Source organism: Falsiroseomonas oleicola (genome assembly GCF_019029495.1).
GTDB lineage: Bacteria > Pseudomonadota > Alphaproteobacteria > Acetobacterales > Acetobacteraceae > Falsiroseomonas > Falsiroseomonas oleicola.
Window position 1 is genome coordinate 40161 of the sequence record NZ_JAERQM010000001.1, and the last position, 15606, is coordinate 55766.

12 protein-coding genes are annotated in these 15606 nt (G+C 68.1%); 5 read left to right on the forward strand and 7 right to left on the reverse strand.

Annotated features, from left to right (window positions below; all coding sequences use genetic code 11):
• Positions 1–53 precede the first annotated feature (53 nt).
• Entirely contained in the window at positions 54–1013 is a 960-nt protein-coding gene (locus tag JJQ90_RS00190) for a carbohydrate ABC transporter permease (protein WP_216872463.1), read from the forward strand.
• Entirely contained in the window at positions 1006–1917 is a 912-nt protein-coding gene (locus tag JJQ90_RS00195) for a carbohydrate ABC transporter permease (RefSeq protein ID WP_216872464.1), read from the forward strand. Before JJQ90_RS00190 ends, JJQ90_RS00195 begins: the two co-directional genes overlap by 8 nt.
• Before the next feature lie 227 nt (positions 1918–2144).
• On the opposite strand, the gene JJQ90_RS00200 is transcribed toward JJQ90_RS00195, so the two are convergent.
• On the reverse strand, positions 2145–2906 hold the full coding sequence (locus tag JJQ90_RS00200; protein ID WP_216872465.1) for an SDR family oxidoreductase: 762 nt from the start codon (positions 2904–2906) through the stop codon (positions 2145–2147).
• A 111-nt stretch (positions 2907–3017) separates the two neighbouring features.
• Here JJQ90_RS00200 and JJQ90_RS00205 point away from each other — a divergent pair, with 111 nt between their 5' ends.
• Entirely contained in the window at positions 3018–4061 is a 1044-nt protein-coding gene (locus tag JJQ90_RS00205; RefSeq protein ID WP_216872466.1) for a C-terminal binding protein, read from the forward strand.
• A gap of 69 nt (positions 4062–4130) precedes the next feature.
• Complete coding sequence (locus JJQ90_RS00210) at positions 4131–5564, forward strand: NAD-dependent succinate-semialdehyde dehydrogenase (protein WP_216872467.1); 1434 nt, start codon at positions 4131–4133, stop codon at positions 5562–5564.
• Positions 5565–5657: 93 nt separating this feature from the next.
• Here JJQ90_RS00210 and JJQ90_RS00215 read toward each other — a convergent pair whose 3' ends face one another.
• The 3 genes from JJQ90_RS00215 to treZ all read right to left on the reverse strand — a co-directional run bounded on the left by JJQ90_RS00215 (position 5658) and on the right by treZ (position 10521).
• Complete coding sequence (locus JJQ90_RS00215; protein WP_216872468.1) at positions 5658–5969, reverse strand: HU family DNA-binding protein; 312 nt, start codon at positions 5967–5969, stop codon at positions 5658–5660.
• 80 nt (positions 5970–6049) lie between these two features.
• Entirely contained in the window at positions 6050–8722 is a 2673-nt protein-coding gene (gene treY, locus JJQ90_RS00220) for a malto-oligosyltrehalose synthase (RefSeq protein WP_216872469.1), read from the reverse strand.
• On the reverse strand, positions 8719–10521 hold the full coding sequence (gene treZ / locus JJQ90_RS00225; protein WP_230410285.1) for a malto-oligosyltrehalose trehalohydrolase: 1803 nt from the start codon (positions 10519–10521) through the stop codon (positions 8719–8721). Before treZ ends, treY begins: the two co-directional genes overlap by 4 nt.
• A 188-nt stretch (positions 10522–10709) precedes the next feature.
• Between treZ and glgX the strand changes: the two genes are divergently transcribed.
• Complete coding sequence (gene glgX / locus JJQ90_RS00230; protein WP_216873698.1) at positions 10710–12923, forward strand: glycogen debranching protein GlgX; 2214 nt, start codon at positions 10710–10712, stop codon at positions 12921–12923.
• 36 nt (positions 12924–12959) lie between these two features.
• On the opposite strand, the gene JJQ90_RS00235 is transcribed toward glgX, so the two are convergent.
• The 3 genes from JJQ90_RS00235 to egtB are packed head-to-tail and all read right to left on the reverse strand — an operon-like array spanning position 12960 to position 15534.
• The gene (locus JJQ90_RS00235; RefSeq protein ID WP_216872470.1) at positions 12960–13376 is read right to left on the reverse strand and encodes a response regulator; all 417 of its coding nucleotides are present in this window, start codon (positions 13374–13376) and stop codon (positions 12960–12962) included.
• Positions 13377–13396: 20 nt separating this feature from the next.
• Positions 13397–14338: an L-histidine N(alpha)-methyltransferase gene (gene egtD, locus JJQ90_RS00240; RefSeq protein ID WP_216872471.1), complete on the reverse strand. Its 942-nt coding sequence runs from the start codon at positions 14336–14338 to the stop codon at positions 13397–13399.
• Positions 14335–15534, reverse strand: coding sequence for an ergothioneine biosynthesis protein EgtB (gene egtB / locus JJQ90_RS00245; protein WP_216872472.1), 1200 nt, complete (start codon positions 15532–15534; stop codon positions 14335–14337). The genes egtD and egtB overlap by 4 nt, the downstream gene beginning before the upstream one ends.
• Positions 15535–15606 lie beyond the last annotated feature (72 nt).

Below are 15606 nucleotides of genomic sequence, written 5' to 3' on the forward strand. Positions count from 1 at the left end.
CCTGAAACGGCGTCCGCATCGCGCGGGCGCCGTTTCCCTTCCGGGAATCCAAAATGTCCGCGACAACAGCCGCGCCGGTCTGGACCAAGATGCGCCCCAAACAGGGCGCGCTCTCGCGGTTGTTCGACTGGAAGCCGTTCCTCGCCTTCGTCTGCCTGCTGCCCGCCGTCGGGCTGCTGATGACCTTCCTGACCTATCCGCTGGGCCTGGGCATCTGGCTGGCCTTCACCGATACGACGATCGGGCGGGAGGGGATCTGGGTCGGGCTTGAGAACTTCATCTGGCTGATGGATGACCCGATCTTCTGGAGCGCGGTGTTCTACAGCGTCTTCTACACAGGCGTCGCGACCATCGGGAAATTCGCGCTCGGGCTGTGGCTGGCGCTGCTGCTGAACCAGCACGTGCCATTCAAGTCCATGCTGCGCGCCATCATCCTGCTGCCCTGGATCGTGCCGACCGTGCTGTCGGCCATCGCCTTCTGGTGGATCTACGACCCGCAATTCTCCATCATCTCCTACGTCCTGGTCGATGCGCTGGGCTGGCGCGACACCAATGTCGACTTCATCAACACCGCCTGGCCGGCGCGCTGGTCGCTGATCGCGGCCAATATCTGGCGCGGAATTCCCTTCGTGGCGATCACCCTGCTCGCTGGCCTGCAAACCATCCCGCCCTCGTTGTACGAAGCGGCACTGCTGGATGGGGCGAGCGGCTGGCAAAGGTTCCGGCACATCACCTTCCCGATGCTGTTGCCGATCCTGGCCATCGTGATGACCTTCTCCATCATCTTCACCTTCACCGACTTCCAGCTGGTCTACGCCATCACCCGCGGCGGACCGGTGAATTCGACACATCTGTTGGCCACATTGGCGTTCCAGCGAGGTATCCAGGGCGGGCAGCTGGGTGAAGGTGCGGCGATCGCTGTCTCCATGATCCCGTTCCTCGTCTTCGCCACGCTGTTCAGCTACTACGGCCTGGCACGGCGCAAGTGGCAGCAGGGAGAGGGCAATGACTGACGCCGCCGTGGTACCGAAGGAAGCGAAGTCCACCAACACCTCCTCCGCGCAGCTGGAGACGATGGCCTGGGACAGCAAGTCCCGCCGCTTCGTCATGCTCTATCTGCCGCTGTGCTGCTTCCTCATCATCCTGCTCTTTCCCTTCTACTGGATGACGGTGACGGCGTTCAAACCGAATGCCGAGCTGTATGACTTCGCGCAGCACAATCCGTTCTGGATCACCTCCCCCACGCTGGACCACATCCGGATGCTGCTGTTCGAAACGGCCTATCCGAAGTGGCTGTGGACGACGATGCTGGTTTCCGTCTGCGCCACCATCCTCTCATTGTTCGCCAGCGTGCTGGCCGCCTACGCCATCCAGCGGCTGCGCTTCAAGGGCAGCCAGTATGTGGGGCTGGCCATTTACCTGGCCTATCTGGTGCCGCCCTCGATCCTGTTCATCCCGCTGGCGACCATGGTGTTCCAGCTCGGGCTCTTCGACACGCCCTTCGCGCTGATCCTCACCTACCCGACCTTCCTCATCCCCTTCTGCACCTGGCTGCTGATCGGCTACTTCAAGTCCATCCCCTTCGAGCTGGAGGAATGCGCGCTGATCGATGGCGCCACGCGCCTTCAGATCCTGTGGCAGATCACCCTGCCGCTGGCCGTGCCCGGCCTGATCTCCGCCGGCATCTTCAGCTTCACCCTGTCCTGGAACGAATTCATCTACGCACTCGCCTTCATCCAGAGCAGCGAAAACAAAACCGTCCCCGTCGCCATCCTGACCGAACTCGTCACCGGCGACGTCTACCAATGGGGCGCGCTGATGGCCGGATCCCTGCTCGGCTCCCTGCCCGTCGCGATCTTCTACTCCTTCTTCGTCGACTACTACGTCAGCTCGCTGACCGGGGCCGTGAAGGAGTAGGTCGGCTCCGCAGGGAGGGCTCTGCCCTCCCCGCACCCCTCCCGCGAAGGGGCAGTGGCCCCTTCGAACCCTCGTATGAGGGGTAGGCGAGATGAGGGGCACCAAGCGACCGTTTGTCCCTGAACGACCGCCATGCCCCTCCTCTCGCCTACCCCTTAAATGGGTTTCCAAAGGGACCACTGTCCCTTTGGCGGGGGTGCAGGGGGCAGAGCCCCCTGCGGCGCGACCTACAGCTTCTGGCTCAGGGCCGCGACGTAGCTGCGGTTGTGGGTGGGGGTGATCCAGACTTCGTTGATGGTGACGTGTTTGGGCAGACAGGCGATGTAGCGGATGAGGTCGCCGACGTCGGCGGACTGCACCATTTTGGCGCGTTCTTCCAGGCTGACCGGGTTGGGGCGTTTGTCCAGGATGGGGGTGGCGACTTCGCCGGGCAGCAGGGCGCAGCTGCGGATTCCGTTGATGCATTCTTCCATGTTGATGGTGTGGCTCATCGCCACGACGGCGTGTTTCGCCGCGGTGTAGCCGGCGCCGGAAAGCATGGAGATGTTGCGTCCGGCCATGGAGGCGGTGTGGATCATCACGCCGTCCTTCTGGGGCCGCATCAGGGGAAGTGCGACGGTGACGGCGTAGAAGGCGGAGTTGAGGTTGCCGCGCACCAGCTCGTCGACGCCTTCGGGGCTGAGGACGGCCCAGCGGCGCGGCTGGATGTTGAGGCCGGCGTTGTTCACCAGGATGTCGAGTCGGCCGAATTTTTCGCCCAGGAAGGCGCCGATGGCCTGCACGGCGGCGGAATCCATCATGTCCGCGGACTGGATATGGGCCTTGCCGCCTTGCGCGGCGATGCGCGCGGCGACGTCGGCGAGCGGGGCTTCGCGACGGCCGGTGAGGACGAGTTCGGCGCCTTCCTCGGCCAGTGCCAGGGCGGCGGCTTCGCCGATTCCGCTGCCGGCGCCGGTGACCCATGCGATCTTTCCTGCGAGACGCGCCATGGTGTTTGCTCCTTTTTCTTGAACGGGCATGTAGCCTAGCAGCGCCCCCGACGCTTGTCGGCCCCCCGGACGCATGCGAGCTTTCGCGGAAGCAAAGGGGAAACGCAGATCATGACGAAGCCGAGAATCCTGACGCCCGCGGGCGCGTCCTTCACCACGGCCGGCGGTGGCTACGGGCTGGAGATGGAGGCGCTGGAGCGGCTGGGTGCCGAGATCGTCGAATGCCCGGCGACGGAGGAGGGTTTCATCGCCGCGGCGCCGGAGGCCGATGCGGTCTATGCCAAGGGCATGCGGATTTCTGACCGCATGATCGCCGCGCTGACCAAGGCGAAGGTCATCACCTGCGCCACGGTCGGCGTGGATTACGTGGATGTGCCGGCGGCGACGGCGAAGGGCATCGCGGTGACGAATTGCCCGGACACCTTCATCGAGGAGGTGGCCGATCATGCGATGATGCTGCTGCTGGCCACGCATCGCCGCTGCATGGAACAGGACCGCATGGTGCGGGAGGGGCGATGGGCAGAGGGTCGGCCGCAATTGTTGAACGTGCCGCGGCTGATGGGCCAGACGCTGGGCTTCGTCGCCTTCGGCCGCGTGGCGCGGCTGGTGGCGCTGCGGGCCAAGGCCTTTGGCCTGCGCATGATGGCCTATGACCCCTATGTCGATGAGCTGACGATGTCGGCGCTCGGCGTGGTGCCGGCCAGTCTCGACCAGGTGCTGGCGGAGTCGGACTTCGTCTCCATGCATGCGCCGGACACGGCGGAATCGCGCAAGATGCTGACGACGAAGCATTTCGCGCGCATGAAGAGCACCGCGATCTTCATCAACACCGGCCGTGGCCCGACGGTGGATGAGGCCGCGCTGATTGCGGCGCTGGAGAGCAAGGCGATTGCCGGCGCGGGGCTCGATGTGTTCGAGGTTGAGCCTGTGAAGCCCGACAATCCGCTGCTGCGGATGCCGCATGTCATCCTCTCGCCGCACAATGCCAGCGCCTCCGCCCGATTTGATGAGGCGCGGAAGCGCCGCGCGGGGCAGGAGATGGCCCTTGTTCTGTCAGGCCGCTGGCCCATGTCCTGCGTCAACCCGACGGTGCTGCCTGATTCCGGCCTCCGGCGCTGGCAGCCTTATGCGATGGAGCGTGGTCCGAACAGCTAGCGGGGGCAGGTTCCCCCGCGGCCGCCTCTGTGCGATGGACCACCCCAAGGATTGCAGCAGGAGACACGCATGTATCCCAATACCCAATTGTTCATCGACGGCACCTGGCGTGACGCGCGCGGCGGCCGCAGCCTGCCGGTGCTGAATCCGGCGACGGAGGAGGTGATCGGCCAGGTCGCCCATGCCAGCAAGGACGACCTCGATGAGGCGCTGGAGGCCGCGGCCAAGGGCTTCGCCACCTGGAAGAAGGTCTCGGCCTTCGAGCGTTCCAAGCTGATGCGCAAGGCGGCGGATATTTTCCGTGGCCGTGCGGATGCCATCGCCAAGATGATGACGCTGGAGCAGGGCAAGCCCCTCGCCGAGGCGAAGATGGAGGTGATGGCCGGCGCCGATGTCATCGACTGGTTCGCCGAGGAAGCCCGCCGCGCCTATGGCCGTGTGATTCCGGCCCGCGCCGAGGGTGTGTACCAGCTTGTGGTGAAGGAGCCCGTCGGCCCCGTCGCCGCCTTCACGCCCTGGAATTTCCCGATCAACCAGGTCGTCCGGAAACTGTCCGCCGCGCTGGCGACCGGCTGCTCCATCATCGTCAAGGCGCCGGAGGAGACCCCGGCCTCGCCGGCCGAACTGATCCGCGCCTTCGCCGATGCCGGCCTGCCGGCGGGCGTGGCGAACCTCGTCTATGGCGTGCCGGCCGAGATCAGCGAATACCTGATTCCGCATCCGGTGATCCGCAAGGTGACCTTCACCGGCTCCACCCCCATCGGCAAGCAGCTGGCGGCGCTCGCCGGCCAGCACATGAAGCGGGTGACGATGGAGCTTGGCGGCCATGCGCCGGCGATCGTCTTCGACGATGCGGATCTGGAGCTGGCGGCGAAGACCCTGGCCGGCGCGAAGTTCCGCAATGCGGGACAGGTCTGCGTCTCCCCCACCCGCTTCCTGGTGCAGCAGAAGTCCTATGCGGAATTCGTCGAGCGTTTCACCGCCATCGCCAAGGGCATGAAGGTCGGCGCCGGCATGGATTCCGACACGCAGATGGGTCCCCTGGCGCATGAGCGCCGGGTGCCCTGGATCGAGGGTCTGGTCGCCGATGCCCGGCAGCGGGGCGGCGAGGTGCATACGGGTGGCGAGCGCATCGGCAACAAGGGCTATTTCTACCAGCCCACCGTCATCACCGGCCTCGGCAAGGATGCCCGGATGATGAACGAGGAGCCCTTCGGCCCCGTCGCCATGATCGCGCCCTTCACCGATCTGGAGGATGTGGTGGAGGAGGCGAATCGCCTGCCCTTCGGCCTGGCCTCCTACGCCTTCACGCGCAGCGCGAAGACGGCGAATGCCCTGGCCAATCGGGTCGAGTCGGGGATGATGACGATCAACCACCTCGGCTTGGCGCTGCCGGAAGTGCCCTTCGGTGGCATGAAGGACAGCGGCTACGGCTCCGAGGGTGGGTCGGAGGCGATCGAGGCCTATCTGAACACGAAGTTCATCAGCCAGGCAGGTCTGTAAGACCGGCCTGGAGCTCGGGGGGAGGCTTTCTCCCCCCGACAGGCGGACCGGCCTTTGGGCCGGTCCGAGCGTACGGCGCCAGAGCGCCGCTAATCAGGCCTTCGCGGCCTTGCGCTTGGCCTTCTTCATGGTGGCCAACGCCGATTCCTTCAGCGCCTTGCTGGCCTTGAAGCGCACCGTCGCGCCGGCCTTCACGGCCACCTTCTCGCCGGTGCGGGGGTTCAGCGCGGTGCGCTTCGCCGTCTCGCGCACGCTGAAGGCGCCGAAATCGGGGATGGTGAAGCGGCCGGACTGCACGATCTCGGTCTTGATCGCCTCGATGATCTCGCCGGCGAGCCGGCCGGCGGCGTTGGCCGGCATTTCGGTGGACTGGATGATGACGTCGGTCAGAAACTTCTTCGACATGCCAAGGCTCCTTGCAGGGTCGGTCGCATAGCCGGAACTGGCGGCGCTGTCAGGGTGCGATCTGCGCGGCCTGCCGGAATTCAGTCGCTGGCGGCGAACACCGCGACAGGCATTCCATCGAGCGCATCCGCCACTTTCAGGGCCGAATCGAGGCTGAGCGGCCGGCCCGTCAGGATGTTGCGCCAGGTGCCGTCCCCGGGCGAGGGCAAAATCGTCTCCTGCCAGTCCAGGTCAGCGGGGAAGCGACGCGCCACCAGGAACATGGCCTGCGCCCCGTGCCGCCGGGTGAAGGCGACCACGGCATCCTCCCCTGGGCCACGGGCCAGAACGGGCTGATAGTCGCCATGGGCATAGAGCCCGGGCCGCGCCTTGCGTTCGGCCAGCAAGGCGGCGGTCAAGGCCAGTTTCAGGCGGCCGCCAGCCTCCGCCGGCAGGGCGCCCTGGGCCAGGGCGGTGGTCACCTCCTCCAGCGCCGCGGCGCGCGCCTGGTGGTCGACAGGGCGGCGGTTGTCCGGGTCGACCAGGCTGAAATCCCACATCTCGGCACCCTGGTAGATATCCGGCACCCCCGGCACGGTCAGCTTCAGCGCCGTCTGCACCAGGCTTGCCTCCGCGCCCAGCCGGGCGATGCGGTGCTGGAAGGGCTCGAAGGCCTCCAGGAAACGGCGGCTGGCCAGGGCGTCCCGCACCAGGGTCATGGTCGCGCCCTCATAACCGGCATTGGGCGACGCCCAGTTGGAATGGCGCTTGGCCTCGCGCAGCGACTTCATCATCGCCGCTTCAAGACGTGGTCCCAGCGCCGGATCGGTGGGATCCCAGATGCCGAGCAGAAGCTGGTATAACAGATAGGCGTCGTTGCGATCCGGCCCCGCCCCCTCCCCCTCGGGCCGCAGGATGGCGTGCCAGTCGCGCACCGCCGCCGTCCATTCCTCCGGCATGGTGGCCAATACGGCCAGCCGCGCCCGGGTGTCCTCGCCCCGCTTGGTGTCATGGGTGGAGGTGGCGAGCATCGCCTGCGGCCAATGCGCCGCGCGTTCCGCATTCGCCGCGTGGAAGATGTCCAGGCTGACGAAGGGGTGATCGGGATGCCCGCCCACCTCATTCGCCGCCACCAGCCGGTTGTAGCGATAGAAGGCGGTGTCCTCGAGGCCTTTGGCCATGATCGGGCCGCTGTATTGCTGCACCCGCATGGCGAAGCGCTGCACCGCATGGCGGCTGAAGCCGCTGCGCGGGGCGGCGACCAGGTCGGTGGTCAGAAGGCCGTGCAGGAAGTCGAAGACGCTCGGGTCGAGGTCCGGCTCCTGCCGTCTTGCCTCCGTCACCGCGGTGTCGATCGCCTGGCGGTCCTCGGTGCTGGGCGGCGCCTCGGCATCGACATAGCTGCGATAGACCTCGAAGCCGGCGACGATGGCGGCCAGGCCGCGGCTGAGGATGTTGCGGGTGAAATCGGCGGTGCGGGGCGTCTGCCGGGCGATGCGCGCGGCCTCCCGCGCCAGCATCTGCAATTCGCCGGTCATCTCATTGCGCATGATGCGGTGCTTGCAGTCGCGGGTGATGGCGTCGAAATCGCCTTCCGCGCCGGTGAAGTCCGCATAGCCGCGCGTCAGCGCCGCCTCCCCGGCCGGGTCCAGCATCAGGCCCAGGACAAGGTTGGCGAATTCGTAGCCGGTGGTGCCCTGCACCGGCCAGTCGGCGCGCAGCGCCTCATGCCGGGCCAGGATCTTCTCCACCACCAGATAGAAGGGGCGCGGCGCGGCCTCCCGCAGCCGCAGCAGATAGGCCTTGGGGTCGAGCAGCCCGTCCACATGGTCGATCCGCAGACCGTCCAGAGTGCCATCGGCCAGCAGGTCGAAGATCAGGCGATGCGCATGGGCGAACAGCTCCGGCAGCTCCATCCGCAGGCCGGCGAGTTCGTTGATGTTGAAGAAGCGGCGGTAGTTGATGTCATCCGCCGCGACGCGGAAATGCGCGGCGCGCCAGTGCTGGTCGCGGATCAGCGCATCCAGCCGGCGCCAGCTTCCGGCCTCCCCACCCCGCCCGTTCAGCGCGGCCACGGCCTCCCGCACCGCCCAGGCCACCATTTCATCCTCGGCGACCAGGGCGGCGAGTTCCGCCTTCAGGTCGCTGGCGCGGGCGACGATGCGGGGGCGCCAATCCTCGAGCCCGGCGAAGGCATCGCCGAGGCGCTCCAGCGCCGGATGCGCATCGCCCAGGATGCGGCCGTAATGCAGCGGGCAGATCGGCAGCTTGTGGGTGCCATAGGCCCAGACGGCGAAGCCGCCGGCCTCCGCATCGAAGCGGAGTTCGAGCTGCCCGGATTCCAGCACCACGCCATACTGGTCGCCCAGGAAGGGCACCAGCAGCCGTCCGGCGCGCCAGTCGATGTCGAACCAGCCGGCGCAGTCGGATTCCGGCCCCCATTCCAGCACATGCAGCCACCACGGGTTGTCGGCACCGCCGACGCCCATGTGGTTGGGCACGAAATCGACGATCTGGCCGAGGCCATTCTCCATGAAGGCGGCGACCATGGCGCGGAAATCCGCCTCGCTGCCCAGTTCGGGGTTCAGCGCGGCGTGGTCGACGATGTCGTAGCCATGGGTGCTGCCCGGCCGCGCCTTCAGCCAGGGCGAGGCATAGACATGGCTGATGCCGAGCCGGGCGAGATAGGGCGCCAGCCGCGCCGCATCGGCGAAGCGGAAGCCGGCGTGGAATTGCAGGCGGTAGGTGGCGCGGGGAATCACGGTCTCGTTCATGCGCAGTCCTCGATCGACCAGCAGAGCGACCAGGGGTCGCCCGCCTGCCCTTCCCGCCAGATCACGCGTCCGCCCTGTGGCGGCATATCGGCCAGTGACTGGGCCGAGAGATTGGCCTGCAGGGCCAGCGCGCCGCCGCCGGCGATATCCCAGCGCAGCGCGACCGCGCCGGGCGCCAGCACGCGCCAGGCGGCGCCGCGGGTGATGCGCGGCAGGCGGGGGATGATCTCGGCATGGCGCACCGCCAGGATGGCGCGGTGCCAGTCCAGCCAGGCCGCATGCGGCGGCTTGGCACGATCCTCCCAGCCCAGCTTCGCCGCGCGGAAGGTGGATTCGGCGAGTGGGTCCGGGATGCGGTCGCGGCTGGCGGGATCGGCGAATTCCGGAAAACGGGCAAATTCGGCCCGGCGGCCCTCGCGCACCGCATCGGCCAGGTCCGGGCCGAAGTCGCAGAAGAAGGGGAATGGCTGCGCCGCGCCCCATTCCTCGCCCATGAACAGCATCGGCACCTGCGGCAGCAGCAGCGCCACCGCCGCCACGGCGCGCAACGCCTCGGGCGGCGCGATGTGGCTCAGGCGGTCGCCGAAGGCGCGGTTGCCGATCTGGTCGTGGTTCTGCACGAAGGCGACGAAGGCGGTGGGCGGCAGTTCGGCGCTGGGCTCCCCCCGCGGATGGCCGCGATAGGGCATCAGCTCGCCCTGGAAGGCGAAGCCCTCCGCCAGCGCGCGGGCCAGGCGTTCGGTATCGCCGTGGTAGTCGGCGTAATAGCCGCTGGATTCACCGCTGGCCGCGACATGCAGCACGTGATGCACGTCGTCATTCCATTGCGCGGTGTAGTGGACGGGATGGCCTTCCGCATCGCGGACCAGGCGGCGGGCCTCGTTCTCCTCATTCTCCAGGATCAGATGCACCGGGCGCTCCGGCACCGCCGCGCGCAGCCGCGCCGCCAGCTCCTCCAGCAGATGGGTCGGGCTGTCATCCAGCATGGCGTGGACCGCATCCAGCCGCAGCCCGTCCAGGTGGAATTCGCGCACCCAGTACAGCGCATTGTGGATGAAGTAGTCCCGCACCGCGGCGGTCTGCGTGCCGTCGAAGTTCAGCGCGGCGCCCCAGGGCGTCTTGTGGCGGTCGGTGAAGGCCTCGGGCGCGATGGCGTGGAGGTAGGCGCCCTCCGGCCCGAAATGGTTGTAGACCACGTCGAGCAGCACCATCAGCCCGCGCGCATGGGCCTCCTGCACCAGCGTCTTGAAATCCTCCGGCCGGCCGTAGCTGGAATCCGGCGCGAAGGGGAGCACGCCGTCATAGCCCCAGTTCCGCGCGCCCGGGAAATCCGCCACCGGCATGATCTGGATCGCGGTCACGCCCAGGGAGGCCAGGTGGTCGAGGCGCCCGATCGCGGCCCGAAAAGTGCCTTCCTCGGTGAAGGCGCCGATATGGATCTCCATGATGACGGCCTCCACCCAGGGGCGGCCGCGCCAGCCGGCATCGGTCCAGGCATGGGCGGCGGGGTCGATCACCTCGCTCGGGCCGTGCACATCCCCCGGCTGGTGGCGCGACGCCGGGTCGGGCACCCGCAGCCCGTCCGGCAGCAGGAAGCGGTAGCGGCTGCCGGGGCCGGCGGCATCGGTGGTCAGGGCGTGCCAGCCGCCCTCCTCGGGCCGCATCGGAAGGGGTGCCTGCCCCTCCAGTTCCAGCCCGATGGCGGCATGGCCGGGGGCCCAGAGGCGAAAGCGCACACCCTCCGGCACCGGGGCGGCACCGAAGGGCATGTCGTGGACATGGGGGGAAGGCGACGTCATGGCGGATGGAAGCATGCGCGGGAAACCGGTCGCGCCGCGCTTCGTTCCATCGGCGTGCGAAAATTTTCACCCGCCCTGCGGAACGCGGGGCGGCGAGGGCTGTTGTTGCGCTGCGGGATCCGGTGCGAGTCGGGTCCGGTTCAGCCATGCAACGGGGGATATGGATGCGGATCAGGCCAGGTGTGGCGATGCCACAGGTGATGCGCCGTTCACGGATGCGGGAGGGCCTGCCGCATCCCTTGGGGGCCAACTGGGACGGCCTGGGCGTGAACTTCGCCCTTTTTTCGGCCAATGCCACCAAGGTGGAGCTGTGCCTGTTCGATGATTCCGGCGAGACCGAGCTGGAACGGCTGGAACTGCCCGAATATACCGACGAGGTCTGGCACGGCTATCTGCCGGATGCCCGCCCCGGCACCATCTATGGCTACCGCGTCCACGGCCCGCATGCCCCCGATGCCGGCCATCGCTTCAACCACTACAAGCTGCTGCTCGACCCCTATGCCCGCGCCATCGTCGGTGACCTGAAGCATGGGCCGGAGGTCTTCGGCTATGTGCTGGAATCCGGCGACGACCTGACCTTCGACGAGCGCGACAGCGCCGGCCATATGCCGAAATGCCGCGTCATCGACCCGGCCTTCACCTGGGGGCGGGAACGCAGCCCTTCCGTGCCCTGGGACCGCACCATCATCTACGAGACCCATGTGAAGGGCCTGACCAAGCGGCACCCGGCGCTGCCGGAGGAGATGCGCGGCACCTATGCCGGCCTCGCCTCGGCGGAGGTGGTGGCCTACCTGCGCAACCTCGGCGTGACCTCGGTCGAACTGCTGCCGATCCATACCTTCGTCAACGACCAGTTCCTGCTGGACCAGGGCCTCAGCAACTACTGGGGCTACAACACCATCTCCTTCTTCGCGCCCGCCCGGCGCTACGCCCGAAACCCGGCCTTCGCCTTCTCCGAGTTCAAGGAGATGGTGGCGCGGCTGCACGATGCCGGGCTCGAGGTGATTCTCGACGTGGTCTACAACCACACGGCGGAAGGCAATGACAAAGGCCCGATGCTGTCCTTCAAGGGCATCGACAATGCCAGCTACTACCGGCTGCTGCCCGAACAGCCGCGCTACTACATCAACGACACCGGCACCGGGAACACGCTGAACCTGGCGCATCCGCGCGTGCTTCAGATGGTGACGGACAGCCTGCGCTACTGGGCCACCGAGATGCGCGTCGACGGCTTCCGCTTCGACCTGGCGACGATCCTGGGGCGCGAGCCCTATGGCTTCGACGAGGGCGGCGGATTCCTCGATTCCTGCCGGCAGGACCCGGTGCTCTCCGCGGTGAAGCTGATCGCGGAGCCCTGGGATTGCGGGCCGGGCGGCTACCAGGTGGGCGGCTTCCCGCCCGGCTGGGCCGAATGGAACGACCGCTACCGGGACACCATCCGCGCCTTCTGGAAGGGCGATGAGGGCCAGGCTTCGGATGTCGCCAGCCGCCTCGCGGCCTCCGGCGACCTGTTCGACCGGCGGGGCCGCAAGCCCTGGGCCAGCGTGAACTTCATCACCGCGCATGACGGCTTCACCCTGCACGACCTGGTCAGCTACGACGACAAGCACAATGAGGCGAATGGCGAGGGCGGCCAGGACGGGCATGAGCACAACCTGTCCTGGAACCACGGCGCCGAGGGGCCGACCGACGACCCCGAGATCATCGCGCTGCGCGAGCGCCAGAAGCGCAACATGCTGGCCACGCTGCTGTTCTCCCAGGGGACGCCGATGCTGCTGAGCGGCGATGAATGCGGCCGCACCCAGCAGGGCAACAACAACGTCTATTGCCAGGACAACGAGCTGAGCTGGATGGACTGGACCGGCGTGACGGAGGAAGGCCGCGCCTTGGCCGCCTTCACCCGCAAGCTGATCGCGCTGCGCCAGAACTTCCCCGTGCTGCGCCGCGCCCGTTTCCTGAACGGGGCGCTGAACGAGGAGCTGGGCGTCCGCGATGTGAGCTGGCTCACCCCCTCCGGCACCGAGATGGAAGACGGGCACTGGGACGATCCGCATGCGCGCTGCTTCGGCATGCTGCTGGATGGCCGCGCCCAGGCCACCCGCATCCGCCGCCCGGCCGGCGATGCGACGCTGCTGCTGGTATTCAACGCACATCATGACGTGGTGGAATTCGCCCTGCCGGAACCGCCGGCCGGCCAGCGCTGGCTGCTGCTGGTGGACACCAACAAGCCCGATCTGGATGAGCCGGAGCCCTTCGCATTCGGCCACCCCTATCTGGTGACGGGCCGTTCGCTTCTGCTGCTGGTGCTGCATCCCGAGGCCGGCGGCCGGTCCATCCTAACCGCCGCGCGCACCGCGCTGCTGGCCGGCACCGCGCCGCCGCCCTTCCCTTCGGAAGGGTGAGGTGTTGCCCTTCCCGAAAGGGAAGGGCGAGCCGCCTCAGTCGATGAAGAGGTGCATGCCTTCCGGCACCGCTGGCGCCTGCTGGCCGCGCAGCAGGCGTTCCAGAACCTCCAGCGCCGCCGGCACGTCCTCGGCGGCGTAGGGCTTGGCCAGGCAGGCCTTGGCGCCGCTATCCTCCATCTCCTGCCGCCACGCCGGGCCATGACCAGTCGCGTAGACCACGCGGACGCCGGCCGCGGCCAGCGCCTCCCCCACGCGAAGCCCGCTGCCGCCGCCGGCCAGGTCCAGATCGACCACGGCATAATCCGGCGCCGGCTGCTGCGCGCGGCGCAGGGCGGAGGCTTCGTCCTCGACATGGCCGACAACCTGGAAGCCGGCCCGGGACAGCGCCTGTTCCGCCGCCATGGCGGTCAGGCGATCATCTTCGACCAGAAGCACGCTGCGCGATGACATCGAGGGTTCCTCCTGTTGTGTCAGCCCTGGAGCAGCCAGACGGAAAACAGCCGGTCCGGATCCGTCCACATCGCCGCGTCGCGCCAGCCGGCGGCGGCCGCCAAGGCGCGCAGGCCCTCGGCGCGATATTTGTGGCTGCTTTCGGTGTGGATGCTCTCCCCCGCCGCGAAGCGGATGGTCTGGCCGCCGAGCCGGACCGACTGGGCATGGCGCGCGACAAGATGCATCTCCACCCGCTCCCGCGCGGGATTCCAGCGCGCCTTGTGGAGGAAGCCGCCGATATCGAAATCCGCCCCGGCCTCCCGGTTCAGCCGGGTGAGCAGGTTCAGGTTGAAGGCCGCGGTGACGCCGGCGCTGTCGTCATAAGCGGCCTCCAGCACCGCCTCGCCCTTCACCAGGTCGGCGCCCAGCAGCAGCCGGCCACCCGGCCCCAGCGTCGTTCTTGCGCGGGCCAGGAAGGCGACGGCCTCCGCCGGTTCGAAATTGCCGATGGTGGAGCCCGAGAAGAATCCGAGCCGCGCGGCGCTGCCGCCGCCATGGGCGGGCAGGTCGAAGGGCCTGGTGAAGTCCGCGACAACCGGCCGCACCGGCAGGGTGGGAGAGGCCGCCTCGACCCGCTCGGCGACCTGGTCGAGCCATTCCGCCGCGATATCAACGGGCAGATAGGCCCGCGGCGCCTCCAGGGCCTCCAGAAGCTGCACCGCCTTCACGCCATCGCCGGGGCCGAATTCCACCACCACGGCGCCGGGGCCGACCGCCCGCGCGATCTCCGGCCCATGCTGGTCCAGGATCCGTATCTCGGTCCGCGTCGGGTAGTATTCCGGCAGGCGCGTGATCGCCTCGAACAGCCGCGTGCCCTCGGCGTCATAAAGCCACTTGCAGGGCAGGGTCTTGCGTGGGGCGGTCAGGCCCGCGAGGGCATCGGACAGCAGCGCGGAGGGGCGTTCGGTGACGGCGCTCATGCCGCATCCTCCGCCAGCCGCAATCCGGTGAATTGCCAGCGCGCATCGGGTGGGAAGAAGTTACGGTAGCTGGCGCGCGAATGGCCGGGGGCGGTGGCGCGCGAGCCGCCGCGCAGCACCATCTGGTTCACCATGAACTTGCCGTTGTATTCGCCAACCGCGCCTTCCCAGGGCCGGAAGCCGGGATAGGGGCGATAGGCGCTGCCGGTCCATTGCCAGGCGATGCCCTCGGCCTCCGCGAAGCCCGGCCGGGTGGCGGCGGCCTCCCATTCCTGTTCGGTCGGCAGGCGCTTGCCGGCCCAGCGGGCGAAGGCATCGGCCTCGTACCAGGAGATGTGGCGCACCGGGCCGGCGGGGTCGAGCGGGCGCAGGCCGCCCAGGCCGAACTGCCACCAGGCGCCGTCGCGCTGTTCCCAATGCAGCGGCGCGTCCCAGCCCGCGGCCTGGCAGGCCGCCCAGCCATCGCTCATCCAGAGCAGCGGCTGCCGGTAGCCGCCATCGGCGACGAAGGCGCACCATTCGGCATTGGTCACCAGCCGGTTGGCGATGCGGTAGGGGGCGAGATAGCTGCGATGGCGCGGCGTCTCGTTGTCGAAGGCATAGCCGATGCCGTCATGGCCGATCTCCACGACGCCCTCGGGGCCTTCCAGCATCGCCGGCGGGGCCGCATCGGCCGCGGGGTCCTGCCAATCCGCGTCATAGGCCGGGCGCAGCGGGTTCAGCGACAGCGCGTGCAGCGCATCGGTCAGCAGCAGTTCCTGGTGCTGCTCCTCATGCTGCAGGCCGAGCTCCGTCAGGCCCAGCACCTCCGCCCCCGCATCCCGCAGCAGCCGCCCCATGGCGGCGTCGATGGCCTGGCGGTAGGCGGTGACGGCCGCATTGTCCGGGCGGGTCAGCATGCCACGCTGCGGCCGCGCATGACGCGGGCCGGCGGCGACATAGTAGCTGTTGAACAGCCGCGCATAGTCGTCGCTAACACGCTCCGCGCCGGGCAGATGCGGCAGCAGAAGAAACGTCTCGAAGAACCAAGTGGTATGGGCGCGGTGCCATTTGGTTGGGCTGCAATCCGGCATGGATTGCACCACCTGGTCCTCCGGCGAGAGGGGCGCGGCCAGCGCCTCCGTCCGCGCGCGAACGGTCTCGAAGCGGGTGAGCAGGGATTGCGGCGCCGAAGCACCGCGCGAAATCTGATTCATTGTGCCGGCACGCCTTCCGCCCTGTGGCGCGCGCCGTGGTCTGTGGCGCACGGTACTGGCGAAGGAACGCCT